Source organism: Nonomuraea sp. NPDC050691 (genome assembly GCF_040654455.1).
Lineage (GTDB): Bacteria > Actinomycetota > Actinomycetes > Streptosporangiales > Streptosporangiaceae > Nonomuraea.
On sequence record NZ_JBFAIA010000152.1, the window covers coordinates 1 to 19,383 of the forward strand.

At 71.1% G+C, this 19,383-nt stretch carries 17 protein-coding genes; 9 read left to right on the forward strand and 8 right to left on the reverse strand.

The window, feature by feature from the left end; all coding sequences use genetic code 11:
- From AB0H81_RS34765 to pdhA, 3 genes are all read right to left on the reverse strand, one after another.
- A partial coding sequence (locus AB0H81_RS34765) for a biotin/lipoyl-containing protein (RefSeq protein WP_358383385.1) occupies window positions 1-495 on the reverse strand: 495 nt, incomplete at its 3' end.
- A 16-nt stretch (window positions 496-511) separates the two neighbouring features.
- The gene (locus AB0H81_RS34770; RefSeq protein ID WP_358383388.1) at window positions 512-1,492 is read right to left on the reverse strand and encodes an alpha-ketoacid dehydrogenase subunit beta; all 981 of its coding nucleotides are present in this window, start codon (window positions 1,490-1,492) and stop codon (window positions 512-514) included.
- Complete coding sequence (pdhA, locus tag AB0H81_RS34775; protein ID WP_358383391.1) at window positions 1,489-2,583, reverse strand: pyruvate dehydrogenase (acetyl-transferring) E1 component subunit alpha; 1,095 nt, start codon at window positions 2,581-2,583, stop codon at window positions 1,489-1,491. The genes AB0H81_RS34770 and pdhA overlap by 4 nt, the downstream gene beginning before the upstream one ends.
- Window positions 2,584-2,807: 224 nt before the next feature.
- Here pdhA and purS point away from each other — a divergent pair, with 224 nt between their 5' ends.
- From purS to purL, 4 genes are all read left to right on the forward strand, one after another.
- Window positions 2,808-3,053 carry a phosphoribosylformylglycinamidine synthase subunit PurS gene (gene purS / locus AB0H81_RS34780; RefSeq protein WP_175589761.1) on the forward strand — a complete coding sequence of 82 codons (246 nt, stop codon included), beginning with the start codon at window positions 2,808-2,810 and terminating at the stop codon, window positions 3,051-3,053.
- A 221-nt stretch (window positions 3,054-3,274) separates the two neighbouring features.
- Window positions 3,275-3,661, forward strand: a complete 387-nt coding sequence (locus tag AB0H81_RS34785) for an ATP-binding protein (protein WP_358383428.1) — start codon at window positions 3,275-3,277, stop codon at window positions 3,659-3,661.
- Window positions 3,662-3,792: 131 nt separating this feature from the next.
- Window positions 3,793-4,473 carry a phosphoribosylformylglycinamidine synthase subunit PurQ gene (gene purQ / locus AB0H81_RS34790; RefSeq protein WP_358383394.1) on the forward strand — a complete coding sequence of 227 codons (681 nt, stop codon included), beginning with the start codon at window positions 3,793-3,795 and terminating at the stop codon, window positions 4,471-4,473.
- Window positions 4,470-6,722 (forward strand): phosphoribosylformylglycinamidine synthase subunit PurL, encoded by a 2,253-nt coding sequence (gene purL, locus AB0H81_RS34795; RefSeq protein WP_358383396.1) that lies wholly within the window; start codon window positions 4,470-4,472, stop codon window positions 6,720-6,722. Before purQ ends, purL begins: the two co-directional genes overlap by 4 nt.
- A 52-nt stretch (window positions 6,723-6,774) precedes the next feature.
- Here the strand turns inward: purL and AB0H81_RS34800 are convergent, their stop codons facing one another.
- The gene (locus AB0H81_RS34800) at window positions 6,775-7,629 is read right to left on the reverse strand and encodes a hypothetical protein (protein ID WP_358383399.1); all 855 of its coding nucleotides are present in this window, start codon (window positions 7,627-7,629) and stop codon (window positions 6,775-6,777) included.
- Window positions 7,630-7,874: 245 nt separating this feature from the next.
- Between AB0H81_RS34800 and AB0H81_RS34805 the strand changes: the two genes are divergently transcribed.
- Genes AB0H81_RS34805 through AB0H81_RS34815 form a run of 3 tightly spaced genes read left to right on the forward strand, consistent with a single transcriptional unit; the run spans window position 7,875 to window position 12,063 of the window.
- Window positions 7,875-9,893: an adenylate/guanylate cyclase domain-containing protein gene (locus AB0H81_RS34805; protein ID WP_358383402.1), complete on the forward strand. Its 2,019-nt coding sequence runs from the start codon at window positions 7,875-7,877 to the stop codon at window positions 9,891-9,893.
- 51 nt (window positions 9,894-9,944) lie between these two features.
- Window positions 9,945-10,607 carry a Crp/Fnr family transcriptional regulator gene (locus AB0H81_RS34810; protein WP_358383405.1) on the forward strand — a complete coding sequence of 221 codons (663 nt, stop codon included), beginning with the start codon at window positions 9,945-9,947 and terminating at the stop codon, window positions 10,605-10,607.
- Window positions 10,597-12,063, forward strand: a complete 1,467-nt coding sequence (locus AB0H81_RS34815) for an MFS transporter (protein WP_358383407.1) — start codon at window positions 10,597-10,599, stop codon at window positions 12,061-12,063. The genes AB0H81_RS34810 and AB0H81_RS34815 overlap by 11 nt, the downstream gene beginning before the upstream one ends.
- Here the strand turns inward: AB0H81_RS34815 and AB0H81_RS34820 are convergent.
- Both AB0H81_RS34820 and AB0H81_RS34825 read right to left on the reverse strand, forming a co-directional pair.
- Window positions 12,046-12,795 carry a methylenetetrahydrofolate reductase gene (locus AB0H81_RS34820; protein ID WP_358383410.1) on the reverse strand — a complete coding sequence of 250 codons (750 nt, stop codon included), beginning with the start codon at window positions 12,793-12,795 and terminating at the stop codon, window positions 12,046-12,048. The genes AB0H81_RS34815 and AB0H81_RS34820 overlap by 18 nt on opposite strands.
- Window positions 12,796-12,804: 9 nt before the next feature.
- A complete protein-coding gene (locus AB0H81_RS34825) occupies window positions 12,805-13,461 on the reverse strand; it encodes a TetR family transcriptional regulator (protein ID WP_358383412.1) in 657 nt (218 codons plus the stop codon).
- A gap of 78 nt (window positions 13,462-13,539) precedes the next feature.
- On the opposite strand from AB0H81_RS34825, the gene AB0H81_RS34830 reads away from it, so the two are divergent.
- Window positions 13,540-14,970 carry an MFS transporter gene (locus AB0H81_RS34830; protein ID WP_358383417.1) on the forward strand — a complete coding sequence of 477 codons (1,431 nt, stop codon included), beginning with the start codon at window positions 13,540-13,542 and terminating at the stop codon, window positions 14,968-14,970.
- Here the strand turns inward: AB0H81_RS34830 and AB0H81_RS34835 are convergent.
- Both AB0H81_RS34835 and AB0H81_RS34840 read right to left on the reverse strand, forming a co-directional pair.
- On the reverse strand, window positions 14,934-16,811 hold the full coding sequence (locus AB0H81_RS34835) for an ABC transporter ATP-binding protein (protein ID WP_358383420.1): 1,878 nt from the start codon (window positions 16,809-16,811) through the stop codon (window positions 14,934-14,936). The two genes, AB0H81_RS34830 and AB0H81_RS34835, sit on opposite strands and share 37 nt — an antisense overlap.
- A 50-nt stretch (window positions 16,812-16,861) precedes the next feature.
- A complete protein-coding gene (locus AB0H81_RS34840) occupies window positions 16,862-18,712 on the reverse strand; it encodes a PhoX family phosphatase (RefSeq protein ID WP_358383423.1) in 1,851 nt (616 codons plus the stop codon).
- Between the two features lie 85 nt (window positions 18,713-18,797).
- On the opposite strand from AB0H81_RS34840, the gene AB0H81_RS34845 reads away from it, so the two are divergent.
- A partial coding sequence (locus AB0H81_RS34845; RefSeq protein WP_358383426.1) for an aconitase family protein occupies window positions 18,798-19,383 on the forward strand: 586 nt, incomplete at its 3' end.

The window sequence follows — 19,383 nt, forward strand, 5'->3', positions numbered from 1 at the left end:
CGTGCCGGGGCCTGCCGGGCGTCCCTTCCGGGGGCGGCGCTTGGTGGCGCCGGTCTTGACGCCGTAGCCGACCAGGACCGCCTGGCGCTCCTCCTTGGGCGCCGGGCTGCCGTGGACGCCCGGCTCGACGGCGCCCTCCTCGGGCGGCCGCGGCACCATGTCGTCGGCCAGCGCCGCGCCACGACCGGGCGCCCCGTCCACATCGGACGCGGCCTCCCCGGACGAGGCGGGGGCGGGAGCGGGAGCCCCGCCTTCCTCGGCCGTGTCGACGGCGATGATGGGCACGCCCACGTCCACCGTCTGCCCGGCCTCGGCCATCAGCCCGGCGACCAGCCCGTCCCACGGGATCGGCAGCTCGACGATCGACTTGGCCGTCTCGATCTCGACGACGATCTGGTTGACCTTGACCGCGTCGCCTTCCTTGACGTGCCAGCGGACGATCTCCGCCTCGGTCAGCCCTTCGCCGACGTCGGGGAGCTTGAACTCACGTCGCATGAAAACGAGTCCCCTCTCAGTAGCCGAAGGCGCGGTCGACGGCGTCGAGCACCCTGTCCAGGTCGGGCAGGTAGTGCTCCTCCAGCTTGGACGGGGGGTACGGGGTGGAGAAGCCGCCGACGCGCAGCACCGGCGACTCCAGGTGGTAGAAGCACTGCTCGGTGATCCGCGCCGCCAGCTCGGCGCCGAACCCGCTGTTGACCGGCGCCTCGTGCACCACCACGACCCTGCCCGTGCGGCGGACGGAGTCCATGACGAGCGGGGTGTCGAGCGGGTTGAGCGAGCGCAGGTCGATGACCTCCAGGGACCTGCCGTCGTCCTGGGCCGCCGTCGCGGCCTCCAGGCAGGTCTTGACCATCGGCCCGTACGCGATGAGCGTGGCGTCGGTGCCCGGGCGGACGACCTTGCCCTTGTCGAGCGGGGTCCACCAGCCGGTGTCGGCCGTGTCGATGTCGGCCTTCTCCCAGTAGCGGCGCTTGGGCTCGAAGAAGATGACCGGGTCGTCGCTGCGGATGGCCTGCTGGATCATCGCGTACGCGTCGGCGGGGTTGGAGCAGGCGACGACGCGCAGGCCGGCGGTGTGGGTGAAGTACGCCTCGGGCGACTCGCTGTGGTGCTCGACCGCGCCGATGCCGCCGCCGCAGGGGATGCGGACGACCACCGGCAGCTTGATCGCGCCGAGCGAGCGCATCGGCATCTTGGCGAGCTGGGTGATGATCTGGTCGGCCGCCGGGAAGACGAAGCCGTCGAACTGGATCTCGCACACCGGCCGGTAGCCGCGCAGCGCGAGGCCGATGGCGGTGCCGATGATGCCGGACTCGGCGAGCGGGGTGTCGATGACCCGGTCCTCGCCGAAGTCCTTCTGCAGGCCGTCGGTGACGCGGAAGACGCCGCCGAGCTTGCCGACGTCCTCGCCCATGATGAGGACCTTGGGGTCGTCCTCCATGGCTTTGCGCATGCCCTCGTTGAGCGCCTTGGACAGGCTCAGGATCGTCATCGCTGCTCGAAGCCCTCCAGGTAGGCGGCGAACTGGGCGCGCTCCTCGTCCATCAGCGGGTGGGGCTCCGCGTAGACGTGGTCGAAGATGTCGAGCGGCCCGGGGTCGGGCATGGCCAGGCAGCGCCGGCGCAGGTCGGCGCCGAGCTGGTCGGCCTCGGCCTCGACGGAGTCGAAGAAGGCCTGGTCGGCCAGTTCGTTCTTGAACAGGTACGACTTGACCCGCTCGATGGGGTCCTTGAGCTTCCACGCCTCCAGCTCGCTGGCGACCCGGTAGCGGGTGGGGTCGTCGGTGGTGGTGTGGGCGCCCATGCGGTAGGTGTACGCCTCGATCAGGGTCGGGCCCTGGCCCTCGCGGGCGTTCTTGAGGGCCTGCCGGGTGACCGCGAGGCACGCGAAGACGTCGTTGCCGTCCACCCGGATGCCGGGGAAGCCGAAGCCGGAGGCCCGCCGGTAGAGGGGGATGCGGGTCTGCTTCTCCAGCGGCTCGGAGATCGCCCACTGGTTGTTCTGGCAGAAGAACACGATCGGCGCGTTGAAGACGCTGGCCCAGATGAACGACTCGTTGACGTCGCCCTGGGAGGTGGCGCCGTCGCCGAAGTAGGCGATGGTGGCCGCGGGCGCGTCGTCGCGCTGGATGCCCATGGCGTAGCCGACCGCGTGCAGGGTCTGGCTGCCGATGACGATCGTGTAGAGGTGGAAGTTGTGTTCCCTGGGGTCCCAGCCTCCGTGGTTGACGCCCCGGAACAGGCCGAGCAGCTTGACCGGGTCGACGTCGCGGCACCAGGCGACGCCGTGCTCCCGGTAGGTCGGGAAGGCCATGTCGGCGTCGGTCAGGGCGCGGCCGGAGCCGATCTGGGCGGCCTCCTGGCCGAGCAGCGAGGCCCAGATGCCGAGCTCGCCCTGGCGTTGCAGGGCGACGGCCTCCAGGTCGATGCGCCGGACGAGCACCAGGTCGCGGTAGAGCGACCTGACCTCCTCGGGCTTGAGGTCGATGTCGTAGTCGGGGTGCTCAACGCGCTCACCCTCCGGGGTGAGGAGCTGGACGAGCTCCGGAGGTGCTGCGGCACCACGAGAGGCGTCGGCGGTCACGTGCCACTCCTGTGCGGTCGGGGCCGGTTTGGGCGGGATTGCCACCTCATGCCGGCCTTGTGAGCGTCGGACCATGTGGTGGTGGTTCGTACGCGTGTGGGGACATCGTGGCAGACGTCACAGCCCTCCGCGCAAGCCCCATGGTCTTCCCCGTTCCCGTTGTGCCGTCTGCCACACGCGCCGGTAGGCTGGCTTTCCCAACCCGCCGTACCAGGAGGAACGCAGTGGCGCGCGTCATCGTAGACGTCATGCTGAAGCCGGAGATTCTCGACCCCCAGGGCCAGGCGATCGCCCGCGCGCTGCCCCGCCTGGGCTTCTCCGGGGTGTCGGAGGTGCGCCAGGGCAAGCGGTTCGAGATCGAGCTGGACGGCCCGGCCGACGAGACGGCGCTGGCCGAGGTCCGTAAGATGGCCGAGACCCTGCTCGCCAACACGGTGATCGAGGACTACAGCGTCCGGGTTGAGGGCTAGACATCACATTTGGCGGCTGGATTTCCCCTTGGCGGCTTAAAGCCGGGTTCGGGCGTGCCACAATGCCACGGGCGTGCCAACAGTAAATAACAACAGCGTGATTTTGCGGTTAGCCCCGTTTTCACGGGGAAACCTACTCCAGGTGACATTCCGGAGCCCGGAGGAGTCCGGTGGATATTGAGTTCTCGTTGGCACTGCCCCGGGATGCGATCGGCATACCGATGGTGAGGCGGGTGCTCGGAGACGCGATGCGCTCGCTCAGCGTGAGCGAGACCTGCATCTCCGACATGCTGCTCGCCGTCTCCGAGGCGTGCTCCAACGCCGTCCGGCACGGCGGTCCGGGCAACCGTTACGAGGTGACCGCGGCGATCGGCTACGGCCGCTGCGACGTGCGCGTGGCCGACAACGGCGGCGGCCTCCCCTCCATGCCGCTGCACTTCCCTCCCTCCGACACCGAGAACGGCCGGGGGCTGCTCATCATGCGCTCCGTGGTCGACGAGATCTCCTTCGGCGTCACCCCCGGCCGGGGCACCACGGTCCACCTGCGCAAGCTGCTGTCCTGGGACGACGAGGCCGCGGCCCGTCCCCGCGAGCTCGCCGCCGTCTGACCCCGCGCGACCCTCCGGCGAGCATGCCCGGCGAGGAACATCCGGTCGCACCCGATAACCTGGGTGTGCCGCCCCGTCCACCTTGAGCGACGGTGGCGCGCGTGCGCATTCCTCAGAAGGGGACGACTGTCATGAGCGCTGCCCGTGTGGGCGTAGTCACGTTTCCAGGAACTCTCGACGACCAGGACGCCGCCAAAGCCGTGCACCTCGTGGGCGCGCAGGCGGTTCCGCTGTGGCACGCCGACCACGACCTCAAGGGGGTCGACGCGGTGTTCCTGCCGGGCGGCTTCTCCTACGGCGACTACCTCCGTTGCGGCGCCATCTCCCGGTTCGCGCCGCTCATGGACGAGCTCATCCCGGCCGCCCGCGCCGGGCTGCCCGTGCTCGGCACCTGCAACGGCTTCCAGATCCTCTGCGAGGCCCACCTGCTGCCGGGCGCGCTGACCCGCAACGCCTCCCTCCACTACGTCTGCCGCGACCAGCCGGTGCGCGTCGAGCAGAACGGCACCGCGTGGACGTCGGCCTTCGGGCAGGGCCAGGAGATCGTGCTGCCGATCAAGCACGGCGAGGGCCGCTACGTCGCCTCCGCCGACACGGTCGCCGAACTGGAGGCCACCGGCCGGGTGGTCGTGCGCTACGTCGGCAACCCGAACGGCTCGATGAACGACATCGCCGGCATCAGCAACGAGGCGGGCAACGTGGTCGGCCTCATGCCGCACCCCGAGCACGCGGTCGAGGACCTGGTCGGCGCCCCGAGCACCGACGGTCTCGGCTTCTTCACCTCCATCCTCAAGAGGTTGGTCAACGCATGAGCGCCGACTCCGTCAAGCGAGCAGAGAGCACCCCGGACGAGCCGATGCCGTTCGCCGAGCTGGGGATGAAGCAGGACGAGTACGACCGGGTCAAGGAGATCCTGGGCCGCCGTCCCACCGGCTCCGAGCTGGCCATCTACAGCGTCATGTGGTCCGAGCACTGCTCGTACAAGTCGTCCAAGGTGCACCTGCGGCAGTTCGCCACGAAGGCGCCCAAGTCCGAGGCGCTGCTCGTCGGCATGGGCGAGAACGCCGGCGTGGTGGACATCGGCGACGGCTGGGCCGCCACGTTCAAGATCGAGTCGCACAACCACCCGTCGTACGTCGAGCCGCACCAGGGCGCGGCCACCGGCGTCGGCGGCATCGTGCGCGACATCATGTCGATGGGCGCCCGTCCGATCGCGGTGATGGACGCGCTGCGCTTCGGCGCCGCCGACGCCCCCGACACGCGGCGGGTACTGCCCGGCGTCGTCGAGGGCATCAGCCACTACGGCAACTGCCTGGGCCTGCCCAACATCGGCGGCGAGGTCGTCTTCGACCCCTGCTACATCGGCAACCCGCTGGTCAACGCGCTCTGCGTGGGCCTGCTGCGCAAGGACCAGATCAAGCTGGCCACCGCGCCCGGCCCCGGCAACAAGGTCGTCCTGTTCGGCGCCTCGACCGGCCCCGACGGCATCGGCGGCGCGTCCGTGCTCGCCAGCGCCACGTTCGAGGACGAGTCGCACGCCAAGCGGCCCGCCGTGCAGGTGGGCGACCCGTTCATGGAGAAGCTGCTCATCGAGTGCTGCCTGGAGCTGTACGCGGCCGACGTGGTCGTGGGCATCCAGGACCTCGGCGCGGCCGGCGTCTCCTGCGCCACGACCGAGCTGGCCGCCAAGGGCACCGGCGGCATGCAGGTCGACCTCAACCTCGTCCCGCTGCGCGACCCGTCGCTGCGGCCCGAGGAGATCCTGATGAGCGAGTCCCAGGAGCGCATGATGGCCGTCGTGCGCCCCGAGGACATCCCGGCGTTCATGGCGATCTGCGAGAAGTGGGACGTCCCGGCCACCGTCATCGGCGAGGTCACCGACACCGGCCGCCTCGTGATGACGTGGGACGGCGAGGTCATCGTGGACATCCCGCCGGGCACCGCCGCCGACGAGGGACCCGTCTACGAGCGCCCCTACCAGGAGCCCGCCGGTCAGGCCGCGCTCAACGCCGACGCCCCCGACCGGCTGGAGCGGCCCGCCGACCTGCGCGCGACGCTGCTGCGGCTGCTCGGCTCGCCCAACCTGGCCGACAAGGAGTGGGTGACCTCCCAGTACGACCGGTACGTCCGCTCCAACACCGTGCTGGCCCAGCCGGCCGACGCGGGCGTGCTGCGCGTCTCCGAGGTGATGGCCGGAGCGGAGCCGACGACGCGCGGCATCGCGCTCGCCACCGACGGCAACGGCCGCTACGCCAAGCTCGACCCGTACGCGGGAGCGCAGCTCGCGCTGGCCGAGGCGTACCGCAACGTCGCCGTGACCGGCGCCAAGCCGCTCGCCGTCACCAACTGCCTCAACTTCGGCTCGCCCGAGGACCCCGAGGTCATGTGGCAGTTCGCCGAGGCCGTGCGCGGCCTGGCCGACGCCTGCCGCACGCTCGGCGTGCCGGTCACCGGCGGCAACGTCTCCTTCTACAACCAGACCGGCTCCGCCGCCATCCACCCGACGCCGGTCGTCGGCGTGCTCGGCGTGATCGACGACGTGGCCCGGCGGGTGCCGTCCGGGTTCACCGGCGAGGGGCTGCGAGTGGCGCTGCTCGGCGAGACGCGCGAGGAGTTCGGCGGGTCGGAGTGGGCGCACGTCGTCCATGGCCACCTCGGCGGGCTGCCGCCGCGGGCCGACCTGGGGGCCGAGCAGGCGCTCGCCACCGTGCTGGTCGAGGCCGCCCGGCACGGGCTCCTGGAGGGCTCGCACGACCTGTCCGACGGCGGCCTCGCGATCGCGCTGGCCGAGGCGTGCCTCGCCCGGGGCGTCGGCGCCACCGTGACGCTGAACGACGACCCGTTCACCGGGCTGTTCAGCGAGTCGGCGGCGCGGGCGCTGGTGACGGTCCGGCCGGAGGCGTTCGAGGAGTTCGCCGCGCTCTGCGCCGAGCACGAGGTGCCCTGCTACGGGCTCGGCGTCACCGGTGGCGACGCGCTGGTCGTCGAGGGCGTGCTGGAGGTGCCGGTCTCCGAGCTGCGCGAGACCCACACGGGCACCTTGCCCGCCCTGTTCGGCTGAGTGACGCGTCGAGGGCCGGTACGGTGCGCCGTACCGGCCCTTCGCCGTCTCGTCAGGAGGCCTTCTTGAGGCACACGACGTAGACGGTGCCGGCGCTGCCGCCGCCGGTGAAGTCCTTGTCGTCGTTGGCCTTGGTCGCGGTCACGGACCAGCCGTTGCCGTTCGGCATGCTGGACACGGGCCGGTAGGACGGGGTGAGGTTGAAGCCGCCGCCGGTGACCAGCTCGCCGGTGGCGCAGGAGACCGAGCCGGAGGTGCCGCTGAGCGCGGCGCTCTTGGAGTAGCTCGTGTACGTGGCGCCGTCCTTGCCGTCCTTGCCGTCCTCACCGTTCTTGCCGTTGACGCCGTCCTTGCCGGGCAGGCCGTTCTTCCCGTCCTGACCGTCCTTACCGTCCTTGCCGGGCAGGCCGTTCTTCCCGTCCTGACCGTCCTTGCCGTCCTTGCCGGGGAGGCCGGGCTTGCCGTCCTTCCCGTCCTCGCCGTTCTTGCCGTCCTTGCCCGGCAGGCCGTCCTTGCCGTCCTTGCCGTCGACGCCGTTCTTCCCGTCCTTCCCGTTCTCGCCGTTCTTGCCGTTGAGGCCGTCCTTGCCGTTCTTGCCGGGCAGGCCCTGCGGACCGCGGGGGCCCTGGAGGCCGGTGTCGCCCTTCGGGCCCTGAGCGCCGGTGTCGCCCTTCGTGCCCTCCGTGATCGTGGTCGTCGACGTGCCGCCGCCGATCACCATCCGGATCTCGGTCTTCCGGCACGGGGTGGTGGCGTTGACGATGCGGGCGTACCGCGACTTCTTGTTGACGCACGCGTACACCTCGCCGCCGGACGAGGCGGTGGCGACGCCACCGACGGCGAGGAGCGACAGCGCGAGCGCTCCGACAGTGGCGAGTGTGAGCGTGCGCCCACCGCGAACCTTCATAGCCACGGCTTTCCTTCCAGCGTGTGTTGCTCGTGTTGAGCATGAGGTTCACGTTTCAACCGTTCCATCGGATGACACCTGCTACATAACGTGTTCATCACGGCACTTTTCGTGACTTGCACGGTTGACGTCACTTGACGGGTCAAGATGATCGGCTCTGCGTAAAAGGACGCGTTGGACGGAGGCACCCCCGATGGATAATCAGGTCTGTCCCCGGCCCAACCCCCACGCGACGGAGGATGACCGTGCCGACGGAGAGTCCCTACCTCCCGCCCGCCACACAGCCGGTGCGGGGGGTCGTCTGGGCCCTTCACCTGGCGCTGCCGCTGCTCGGCCTCTGGCTCCTGCTCAGCGAGCCGCACCTGAACGTCATGTGGCAGCACAACCCCAGCCACTTCTGGATGATCATCATGGTGGCCGGGATCAACGTCGTGCTCGGCGGGCTCATCAGCCAGGCGTCGTCCCGGCGCGCGGACGCCCGGCTGTTCCTGGTGTCGATGGTCTTCCTGACCAGCGCCGGGTTCTTCTTCCTGCACGGGCTCGCCACCCCGCGGGTCATCCTGCCGACCGGGTCGCTCGGGTTCGACCTCGGGCAGCAGGCCGGGCTCACGGTCGCCGCGGGGTTCGCGTTCGTCTCGGCACTGCCGCTGGGCGAGCGGGCGGCGACGGCCGTGCTCGCCTCCCGGCACCTGATCCGGGGCGTGCTGGTCGGCTTCATGGTCCTGTGGGGGCTGGCGTCGCTCATCGACGGGCTGACGCCGCTCAGCGAGCCGCCGCTGACCGCGTACTCCTCCTGGGTGGCGTGGGGCTCGCTGCCGGGCGTCGCGCTGTACGTGGCGGCGGCCGTGATGATGTTCCGACTGCACCGGCGGCGGCCCTCGGCCATGCTGGTCAGCCTCATCACCGCGTACGCGTTGCTCGCCGAGTCGATGGCGGCCGGGATGTCGCAGCACAACTGGCATCTGACGTGGTGGGAGTGGCACGTCCTGCTGACCTTCGCGTTCGTGTTCGTCGCCTACAGCGCCTACCTGCAGTTCAGGCGCGAGGGGTCGAGCGCGGGCCTGTTCGACTCGGTGGCGCTGTCGGCGACCGTGGCGCGCATCCAGGCCCAGTACGACGAGGCGCTGGAGGAGCTGGTCGAGCACGTACGGCGGGGCGAGCCGCTGGCCGCGACCCGGCTGTCCGGCAAGTTCCGGCTCAACGAGGGCCAGGCGGCCGTGCTCGACCGGGCCGGCCAGGCGCTGGCCAACGAGCGGGAGATGTCGGAGCGGCTGGCGGCGCTCGTCGACGTGAGCACGCGCACCCGCGTCGGCCTGCCCGAGACCGAGCTGCTGACCGACGCGCTCGAACGCGTCCGCCAGGCGTTCGGCGAGGTGCGGATCGGCCTGGTCTCGGAGGGCCGCGCCCACATCGGCTCCCGCGAGTACGACTTCCCCGGCCACCGGCCCGTGCGGCGCGACCACCTGCTCGCCTTCCCCCTGACGGTCAAGGGCCGGCTGGCCGGGGCGCTGGAGGTGCCCGTCGGCCGCACCCCGCAGGACGAGGCGCTGGCCGCCACCCTTGCCGGGCAGCTGTCGATCTCGCTGGAGAACGCCCGCCTCTACCAGGAGCTCGACACCCTGTTCCGGCAGTACATGTCGCCCGACGTGGCGCAGGCCCTGCTCGCCGACCCGTCGCAGGCCGAGCTCGGCGGCCAGCTCAAGGAGCTGACCGCGCTGTTCGCCGACCTCAAGGGCTTCACCACGTTCTCCGAACGGGTCACGCCCGGCGAGATCGTCGAGATGCTCAACCGCTACCACTCGGCGGCCGTGCCCTGCATCCTCGACAACGGCGGCACGATCGTGCAGTTCGTCGGCGACGCGCTGCTCGCGCTGTTCAACGCCCCCGCCGCTCAGAGCGACCACGCCGCGGCCGCCTGCCGGGCCGCGCTGGCCATGCAGCGGGCCGCCGCCGAGATCGCCGAGGAGGTCTCGTGGGAGCGGGTGGACGACGTGGAGTGGCCGACGTTCCGGGTCGGGGTGAACACCGGGCCGGCCCTCGTGGGCAACATCGGCAGCCCGCAGCTGCGCGGCTTCAACGCCATGGGCGACTGCGTGAACGTGGCCGCCCGGCTCCAGTCGCTCGCCGAGCCAGGCACTGTCGTGATCGGCGAGACCACGCTCCGGCAGCTCGGATACGGGCCCGAGGTCACGCCGCTGGGGAAGCTGAGCCTCAAGGGCAAGGAGGAGCCCGTCGCGGCGTACGTCCTGACCTCGCTGCCGTGAAACGGCTCGCTGCCATGGAAGGGGCGCCGCTCTGCCGACATAATCGGGCCCATGAACCCTGAGCCCGGCGAGTTCCTCTCGATGCTCACCCCCGACGAGGTCGCGGCCCTGCGCGCGGCCGGCCGGCCGCGCCGGTGGGAGCGCGGGTCCACCGTGATGACCGAGGGCGACACGTCCGACTGGGTGCTCGTGCTGACCGAGGGCCGGGTCAAGGTCTCCTCGCACACGAGCAGCGGCACCGAGGTGGTGCTGGCCGTACGCGGGCCCGGGGCCCTGCTCGGCGAGATGTGCGCCATCGACGGCTCGCCCCGCTCGGCGACCGTGACCACGCTGGAGCCGGCCGCCGGCGTCGTCGTCCGCGACTTCCCCGCGTTCCTCCAGGCCCACGGGCGGGTCGCGGTGCTGCTCATGCGGCTCATCACCGGACGGCTGCGCGACGCCGACCGGAAGCGCGTCGAGTACGGCGCGTTCGACACCACCGGACGCGTGGCGACGCGGCTGCTGGAGCTGGCCGACCGCTACGGCGAGAAGACCAACGGCGGGGTACGCGTGGCGCTGCCGCTCTCCCAGGACGAGCTGGCCGGCTGGACCGGCGCCTCCCGTGAGGCGGTGAGCAAGGCGTTACGGACGCTGCGCGACCGGGGCCTGATCGAGACCGGCCGGCGGCGGGTGGTGATCCACGACCTGGAGGGGCTGCGCAAGCGTGCGCGCTGAGGAGCTCGGCTCCCGCGACTCCTCGGCCGAGTACTCCTCCCGGCTGCGCTACGCCTGGCGGGTGTGCTCGGTCACGAGCCTCGGCCTGGTGCTCATCGGGATCGCCGGGAGCACGCTCAACGTGGCGCTGCCCGCGGTGGTGCGGCACTTCCAGGCGGGGCCGTTCGAGTCGGGCTGGATCCTGCTGTCGTTCCTGCTGGTCAACACGGCCAGCCTGGTGTTCTTCGGCCGGGTGGCCGACCTGCTGGGACGGCGCGAGGTGTACCTGGCGGGCTTCGCCCTGTTCACCGCGGCCTCGCTGCTGGCCGGGCTGGCCCCCGGGGTGTGGTTCCTGGTGGCGATGCGCGTCGTGCAGGCCGTCGGGGCGGCGATGATCCTGGCCAACGGCACCGTCATCATCACCGACGCGTTCCCGCCGGACCGGCTCAGCCAGGGCATGGGCGTCTACATCGGCACCCTGTCGGTGGCGCAGCTCGCCGGGCCCACGCTGGGCGGGCTGATCGCCGAGACGGCCGGCTGGCAGTGGATCTTCTGGGTCAACGTGCCCGCCGGAATCGTCTCGCTGGCCTGGGGCGCCGTGACGCTGCGCCGGATGCCCCGCGGGCCGCGGCAGCCGGTGGACGCGCTGGGCAACGCCTTGGTGTTCGCCGCGCTGTCGGCGCTGCTGCTGGCCGTGTCGGAGGCGGGCTCGGCCGGCCTGACCGGCCCGGTCGTGATCGCCGGCGCGGCGGTGTTCGCGGTGCTGGCGCCGGTGATCGTGCTGGTGGAGCGGCGGGCCGCGCATCCGGTGCTGGACCCGCGGCTGTTCGGCGGGCGGCTGCTGGCCTGCGCCAACCTCGCGTCCTTCTGCAACGCCATGGCGCGGGCGTCGCTCATCCTGCTCGTGGCGCTGTACTTCCAGGCCGCCCGGGGCGTGGACGCCTTCACCGCCGGGCTGGGCGTGCTGCCGGTGCCGGTGGGCATGGCGGTGGCCTCGCCGGTCACGGGCGCGCTCGGGCGGCGGGTCTCGCCGTACGCGCTGGCCGTGGGCGGGGCGCTGATGAGCGCGGCGGGGCTGGCGGCGCTCGCGCTGACGGCGGGGGTCCGCACGCCGTACTGGCTGATCGGGGTGGGCCTGTTCGTGGCCGGGTGCGGGAGCGGCGCGTTCCTGACCGGCAACACCACGCATGTGATGCGCGCGCTGCCGGGCGGAAACCTGGGGGTGGTCAACGGGTTCCGGCTCATGGTCATGAACGTCGGCGTCGTGCTCAGCGTGGGCCTGTCGCTCAGCGTGCTGGCCGCCTCGGTCGGGCCGTCGCTGGGGGCCCAGGTGTACGCGGGGACGCTGTCGGAGCTGTCGCCGGTGGGGGTGGAGCGGCTGATGGGCGGGTTCGCGCGGGCGTACACGATGCTGTGCGGCGTCGCCCTCCTCGGCGCCGCCCTGTCCGCCCTCGCCCGCTCATCTGAGGACGCCTGACAGGCGGGCCTCGACGTCGCGGTAGCGGCTGACGGGGATCAGGTGGACGCCGTCGAACGCGCCCGAGTCGCGGATGGCCAGCACCCGCTCGCAGGCCGCCTCCACACCCGCCATCCGGTCGGCCGCCACCCGGCGCACCAGCTCGTCGGGGATGGCGATGTCGGGGATCGCCGCCGACAGGGCGTGCGCGTGGCGTTCGCTGGCGATCACGATGACGCCCGCGTACACCGGCGCCTCCACCCGGTTGTCCTCGCGCCAGCGCAGCAGCGCCTCCAGCGAGAACCCGGCCTGGACGAACAGGAAGTCGGCCGCCCGCTTCCAGGCGGGCAGGGGGCGCAGGGCCGCCGCCGCGCCCACCTGGACGCCCGGCGAGAACTCCCTGGCCTCCTCGATCATCGAGCGCACCGTCAGGTCGCTGGTGCGGTTGCCGCTCGCCGGCTTGTCGCCGAAGACGAACAGGAAGTGGTCGACCCCGTACGCGGCGGCGGTCAGCAGGTCGCGCCGGAAGCCGAGCAGGTTGCGGTCTCGGCTGTTGAGGCAGGCGATGCTGCGTCCGCCCATGGCCTGCACCTCGTGCGCCACGGCCACGCTCGACACGGTCGCCCGGCCGATGTGGTTGTCGGGGATGAGGAAGGTGTCGGCGACGGTGCTCAGCGTGCCGATCTGGTGGCGCACGTGCTTCAGGTCGGGCTTGGTGGGCGGCTCGATCTCGCACACGAGCTGGAAGGTCATGATCAGACTCTAACGGCGGGCGGCGAGGGATTCGATGCCGCTGAGGACGAGATCGACGCCGAACGTGTCGTACGTCTCGCGGGAGATGCCCCCGACCATGGGCGCGGCCATCTCCACCAGGTGCGGGTAGCGGTCGGCGGGCAGTGACTGGAGGCCGAGCCGCTTGAGCCGGACGATCTCGGCGGCCTCCTCCGGCGTGTGGCGTGCGTCGTAGTGCACCGGGGCGTCGGCGATGGCGATCGCGGTCTGCAGGATGTACTTGGAGATCACGCAGCTCTCCTCCACGTCGAACCCGGCCTGCTGGGCCAGGCCGAGGGCCAGGTCCCAGACGGCGAGGAAGTTCGGCACCGCGGTCTGGTCGACCTGCTCCAGCACGCTCTTGGCGCACGGGTGGGCGCGCAGCATGCCGATCAGTCCCTCGATGAGGCCGCGCATGCGCTCGGGCCACGGCCGGTCGTCGTCGGGGTCGGGCCCGAACCCGGCGATGAGGTGGTCGGCCAGGCCGACGACGAGCTGTTCCTTGTTCTTGAAGTGCCAGTACAGGGCCATCGGCGTGACGCCGAGGTCGGTGGCCAGGCGGCGGATCGTCACGGCGTCGAGGCCCTCGGTGTCGCCGATCTCCAGGGCCCGCTCGACGATCGCGGTCGCCGTCAGTTTTCTCGTCACGGTTGACAACTATACGCCGTACAAGTTAGCTATACGACGTACAAGTACAGCGTAGAAGTACGACGTATAGGAGAGCTCGTGGACCGGAAGAAGTGGTGGGCGCTGGGAGCGGTGACGCTCGGCACCTTCATGACGTACCTCGACAACAACATCGGCAACGTGGCCCTGCCGACGATCCAGCGGGAGCTGGGGCTGACGATCTCCGGGCTGGAGTGGATCGTGAGCGGCTACATCCTGGTGTTCGCCGGGTTGATGCTGGTCGGCGGCCGGCTCTCCGACGTGCTCGGCGCGCGGCGGACGTTCCTGGCCGGCCTCGCCGTCTTCACGCTGTCGTCGCTGGCCGCGGGCCTGGCCACCGGGCAGGCGGCGCTCATCGCGGCCCGCGCGGTCCAGGGCGTCGGCGCGGCGCTGCTGACCCCGACCGCGCTCGCGCTGATCGGGCAGATCTTCCCCGACCCCGGCGAGCGGGGCAGGGCCGTGGGCCTCTGGAGCGCGACCGGCGCCCTGTCGATGGCGCTCGGGCCACTGGCCGGCGGCTTCATCAGCGAGCGCCTGCACTGGGGCTGGATCTACCTCATCAACGTGCCGATCGGCGTGGTGACGATCGGGCTCGCGCTGTGGGCGGTGCGCCCCTCCTTCACCCCGGTACGGCACAGCCTGGACGTCCCCGGTCTGGCCACCTCCGCCGTCGCCCTGTTCGCGCTGACGTACGCGCTCATCGAGGGCGGCGGCGCCGGCTGGACCTCCCCCGAGATCCTCGTCGCGATCGGGCTGGCGGTGGCCGCCGCCGTGGCGTTCGTGGTGGTGGAGAGCAGGGCCGCCGAGCCGATGATCGACCTGTCGCTCTTCCGCTCGCGGGTGTTCTCCGGTGGAAGCCTGACCAGCGGCCTCTGGTCGTTCGGGGTGTTCGGCGTCTACTTCTTCAGCGCCCTGTGGCTGCAGAACACGCTGGGCTTCTCCCCCATCGAGGCCGGCGCCGCGTTCGTGCCGATGGCCCTGGTCATGGCGGTCGTCGCGGCCCTTTCGCAGCGGATCAGCGCCGCCATCGGCATCGCCCGCACCGTGGCCGCCGGCATCGCGCTCATGGGCGTCGCGCTCTTCCTGATGTCCGGCGTCGGCGCCGACGGCGGCTACGTCGACGTCCTGCCCTGGTTCGTGGTGTACGGCCTCGGCGCCGGCATGCTGGTCCCGCTGACCGCCGCCGTGGTCGGCGCGATGCCGCAGGGCCGCTCCGGCGTCGCCTCCGGCGTGCTGAACGTCTCCCGCCAGGTGTTCGGGCTGCTCGGCATCACGGTCCTCGGCGCGCTCATGAACGCCCGCCAGGGCGGCAGCACGGACCCGGCCGCCTTCCTCGACGCCTACCGGTTCACGCTGGTCGTCGCCGCGACCATCGTGCTGGTGGGCATCCCGGTCAGCCTGTACGCGCTGCGCTCCCGGCGGGCGTCCGGTGAGCCGGAAGGCGGCCCGGCGGTTCAGGCCGCCCCGGCCACCGCCGGCTCGGCGAACTGAGTGCGGTACAGCTCCTCGTAGCGGCCCTCCGCGGCGAGGAGCTCCGTGTGGGTGCCCCGCTCGACGACCCGCCCGTCCTCGATCACCAGGATCTGGTCGGCCGCGCGGATGGTGGACAGCCGGTGCGCGATCACCACCGCGGTACGGCCGGCCAGCGCCTCGCCCAGCGCCTCCTGGACGGCCGCCTCGGAGGTGGAGTCGAGCGCGGCCGTGGCCTCGTCGAGGATCACCACCTGGGGCCGGGCGAGCAGCAGGCGGGCGATCGTCAGCCGCTGCCGCTCGCCGCCGGACAGCCGGTAGCCGCGCTCGCCCACCACGGTGTCGAGCCCGTCGGGCAGCGACTCGACCAGCGCGCCGAGCCGGGCGCGGCGCAGCGCGTCCCAGACCTCCTCCTCCGTCGCCTCCGGCCGGGCGAACAGCAGGTTGGCCCGGATCGTGTCGTGGAACAGGTGACCGTCCTGGGTGACCATGCCGAGCGTCTCGCGGATCGAGGCGGCGGTCAGGTCCCGCACGTCCACCCCGCCCAGCCGGACGGCGCCCTCGTCCACGTCGTACAGGCGGGGCAGGAGCTGCGCGATCGTGGACTTGCCCGCGCCGGACGAGCCGACCAGGGCGACCATCTGGCCGGGCTCGGCCCGGAAGGAGACGCCGCGCAGCACCTCGACCCCGCCGCGGTTGTCGAGGGCGGCGACCTCCTCCAGCGAGGCGAGCGACACCTTGTCGGCCGAGGGGTAGGCGAAGCGGACGTCGTCGAACTCCACCGAGACCGGCCCCTCCGGCACGGCCACGGCGCCGGGCCGCTCCTTGATCAGCGGCTCCAGGTCCAGCACCTCGAAGACCCGCTCGAAGCTCACCAGCGCGCTCATGACGTCCACCCGGGCGCTGGCCAGCGCCGTCAGCGGGGCGTACAGGCGGGTGAGCAGCAGCGCCAGCGCCACCACCGAGCCCGCGTCGAGCTGCTGGCGCAGCGCGTAGAAGCCGCCCAGGCCGTACACCAGGGCCAGGGCGAGCGCGGAGACCAGGGTCAGCGAGGTCACGAACACCGACTGCGCCATCGCGGTGCGGACGCCGATGTCGCGCACCCGCCGGGCCCGCGCGGCGAACTCCTCCGACTCGCGGACCGGCCGGCCGAACAGCTTCACCAGGGTGGCGCCGGGCGCGGAGAACCGCTCGGTCATCTGCGTGCCCATCGCGGCGTTGTGGTCGGCCGCCTCGCGCCGCATCCGGGCCAGCCGGACGCCGACCCGCCGCGCCGGCAGCACGAACGCCGGGAGCAGCAGCAGGGCCAGCAGCGTGATCTGCCACGAGATGCCGACCATCACGGTGAGCGACAGCACGAGCGTCACGACGTTGCCCGCGACGCTGGAGAGCGTGTCGGTGAACGCCCGCTGCGCGCCGATCACGTCGTTGTTGAGCCGGCTGACCAGCGCTCCGGTGCGGGTCCTCGTGAAGAACGCGATCGGCATGCGCTGGACGTGGTCGAAGACGGCCGTGCGCAGGTCGAGGATCAGGCCTTCGCCCAGGCTCGCCGACAGCCACCGGCCGACCAGCCCGAGGCCGGCCTCGGCGACGGCGAGGCCGCCGATCAGCGCGGCCAGGCCCACCACCACGCCGAGCGGCTCACCCTTGCCTATCGCGTCCAGCACCTGGCCGGCGAGCACGGGGGGCGCCACCGCGAGCGCCGCCATCACGATGCTGAGCCCGAGGAACAGCGTGAGCTTGCGGCGGTGGGGCCGGGCGAAGCCCCAGACACGACGGAGCGTCGCCCGGGAGATCGGGCGACGCTCCTTCTGGTTGCCCATCGAGTAGAGCTGCTGCCATGCGATCACTTCCATGCTCATGCATGGAAGAGTACGAGCTCAAGCTAACTTGAGGTCAACTGGTTTTCCGCTCAGGCGCCGATCTTCTTGCCCTGGGCGTGCCAGGCGACCGCGACCGACGGGCGGGGCTGGCCGCCCTCACCGTCCGGCCAGTGGCTCACCGGGCTGTCCGGGGTGGCGCCGTCCGCCTCGCCCGGGTGCTGCACCGCGACGAAGACGCTGCGCTGGTCCGGGGTGACCATGGGGCCGCAGGTCTCCGCCCCGATCGGCACCGTGAGGAACTGGCGCACGTGCCCGCGCTCCTTGCCCCGCACCGGCGTCACGAACAGGCCGTCGTTCATGCCCAGCGCGTTGCCGTCGGTGGCGATCCACAGGTTGCCGTCGCGGTCGAAGGCCACGTTGTCGGGGCAGGAGATCGGCGAGACCTTGCTCTTGTCGTAGCCGGCGAAGTACGTGGAGGCGTCGTTCGGGTCGCCGCAGACGAGCGGCAGCGACCAGGCGAACGTGGTGGACCCGGCGTCGTCGCGCCGCTCCACCAGCTCCAGGACGTGGCCGTGCTTGTTCGACGGGCGCGGGTTGGCCTCGTCCACCTGCGCCGGGGCGCGGTTGGAGTTGTTGGTCAGCGCGATGTAGACGGCGCCGTTGACCGGGTTGCGCTCGACGTCCTCCGGCCGGTCCATCTTCGTGGCACCCACCTTGTCGGCGGCGGCGCGGGTGTGGACCAGCACCTCGGCGGCGGTCATGCCGTCCACGAACGACCTGTCGCCCGAGACCAGCGGGATCCACTCGCCAGACCCGTCGAACGCGCCGTCGGACGGCAGCTTGCCCGAGCCGTCGATCTCGGCCGCCGGGCTGTCGCCCGTGAACCTGGCCACGTACAGCGTGCCCTCGTCCAGCAGCTTGCGGTTGTGCCGGTCGAAGCCCTGGATGTAGCGGTTCCTGGAGACGAACTTGTAGACGTACTCGAAGCGCGAGTCGTCGCCCATGTAGACGACGAGCCGGCCGTCGCGGGCCAGCGTCGTGGTCGCGGCCTCGTGCTTGAAGCGGCCGAGCGCGGTCCGCTTGACCGGCTCCCCGTCCGGGTCGAACGGGTCGATCTCCACCACCCAGCCGAACCTGTTGACCTCGTTCGGGTGCTTGGCCAGGTCGAAGCGCTCCTCCACGCGGTCGAAGCGCCGGTTGCCGGAGGCGATGCCCGACGGGATCGTGTAGCGGGAGATGTACGGCTTCTGCGCCGCGGGCACCTTGTCGCCGTTGACGAAGTACTGGTCGAAGTTCTCCTCGGCGGTCAGCACGGTGCCCCACGGGGTGGTGCCGCCGGAGCAGTTGTTCAGCATGCCGATCGGCTTGACACCCGCCGGGTCGGCGGCCGTCTTCAGCAGGTCGCTGCCCGCGGCCGGGCCGCTGAACCGCATCGGCGTGAGCGCCGTGACGCGCCGGTTGTAGCGCCTGCGGCCGGTCGTCACCAGCTTCCACTGGCCGGTGCCGCGCACGCGCTCCACCTCGACCACCGAGCCGCCGTGGGCGGCCAGCGCGATCCTGATCTGCTCCTCGGTGGCGGCGGTGCCGTCCTTGTAGCCCCGGAACATCAGCGCCTCGTTGGTGTACTCGTGGTTCACCCACAGCAGGCCCCGGTCACGCCCCAGCGGGAACAGGGTCACGTAGTCGCAGTTGTAGCCGAACTGCCGGGCCTGCGCCTCCGCGCTCTGGTTGTCGAAGTCGAACGCCGGCGCGCCGGGCAGCACCGGGTCTCCCCAGCGCACCACGACGGCCGAGGTGTAGCCGTCGGGGACGCGCAGCGCGTCGTCCCTGTTGGGGGCCACGGGGGTGAAACGCAGGTCGCCGCTGCCGCCGAACCGGGCCGCGTCCTCGGGGGCGGCCTCGGGGGTCGGGCCGGCCAGCGCGGGCACGCGCGCAGACAAAGTCGACCTGCCTACACTGCAAAGCTGGCTGGGCCAACTGATTGAGGGAAAGCAGGAAATCGACTTCCCTTGGTATCCTGCGCGTGTGGTGTGTCACGATATTCTGGGTCAGACAGCGTTGGTGGATTTGGCAGGCCTGCGCGATGCGATTGCCGAAAAAGGCGGCGATCCTTCCAAAGTGAATCCTGTGGTGCAAACCCAGCTCATCGTCGACCACTCTTTGGCCGTTGAATGCGGCGGTTACGATCCTGATGCCTTCCGCAAAAACCGCGAAATCGAAGACAGACGTAACGAAGACCGTTTCCACTTCATCAACTGGACAAAAACCGCATTTGAAAATGTGGACGTGATTCCTGCTGGCAACGGCATTATGCACCAAATCAACTTGGAAAAAATGTCGCCGGTTATCCAAGTCAAAAACGGTGTGGCGTTCCCCGACACCTGCGTCGGTACAGACTCACATACGCCGCACGTCGATTCATTGGGCGTGATTTCCGTAGGCGTGGGCGGTTTGGAAGCAGAAACCGTGATGTTGGGGCGCGCGTCCATGATGCGCCTGCCCGATATCGTCGGTGTTGAGCTGACCGGCAAACGCCAGCCGGGCATTACTGCCACCGACATCGTGTTGGCACTGACCGAATTCTTGCGTAAAGAGCGCGTGGTTGGCGCAT

Bases quoted from the DNA above. Each gene is read 5' to 3' on its own strand.
- AB0H81_RS34770 (WP_358383388.1), bottom strand. From the start codon at position 1,492: ATGACGATCCTGAGCCTGTCCAAGGCGCTCAACGAGGGCATGCGCAAA.
- AB0H81_RS34785 (WP_358383428.1), top strand. From the start codon at position 3,275: ATGGTGAGGCGGGTGCTCGGAGACGCGATGCGCTCGCTCAGCGTGAGC.
- purQ (WP_358383394.1), top strand. From the start codon at position 3,793: ATGAGCGCTGCCCGTGTGGGCGTAGTCACGTTTCCAGGAACTCTCGAC.
- purL (WP_358383396.1), top strand. From the start codon at position 4,470: ATGAGCGCCGACTCCGTCAAGCGAGCAGAGAGCACCCCGGACGAGCCG.
- AB0H81_RS34800 (WP_358383399.1), bottom strand. From the start codon at position 7,629: ATGAAGGTTCGCGGTGGGCGCACGCTCACACTCGCCACTGTCGGAGCG.
- AB0H81_RS34810 (WP_358383405.1), top strand. From the start codon at position 9,945: ATGAACCCTGAGCCCGGCGAGTTCCTCTCGATGCTCACCCCCGACGAG.
- AB0H81_RS34820 (WP_358383410.1), bottom strand. From the start codon at position 12,795: ATGACCTTCCAGCTCGTGTGCGAGATCGAGCCGCCCACCAAGCCCGAC.
- AB0H81_RS34835 (WP_358383420.1), bottom strand. From the start codon at position 16,811: ATGAGCATGGAAGTGATCGCATGGCAGCAGCTCTACTCGATGGGCAAC.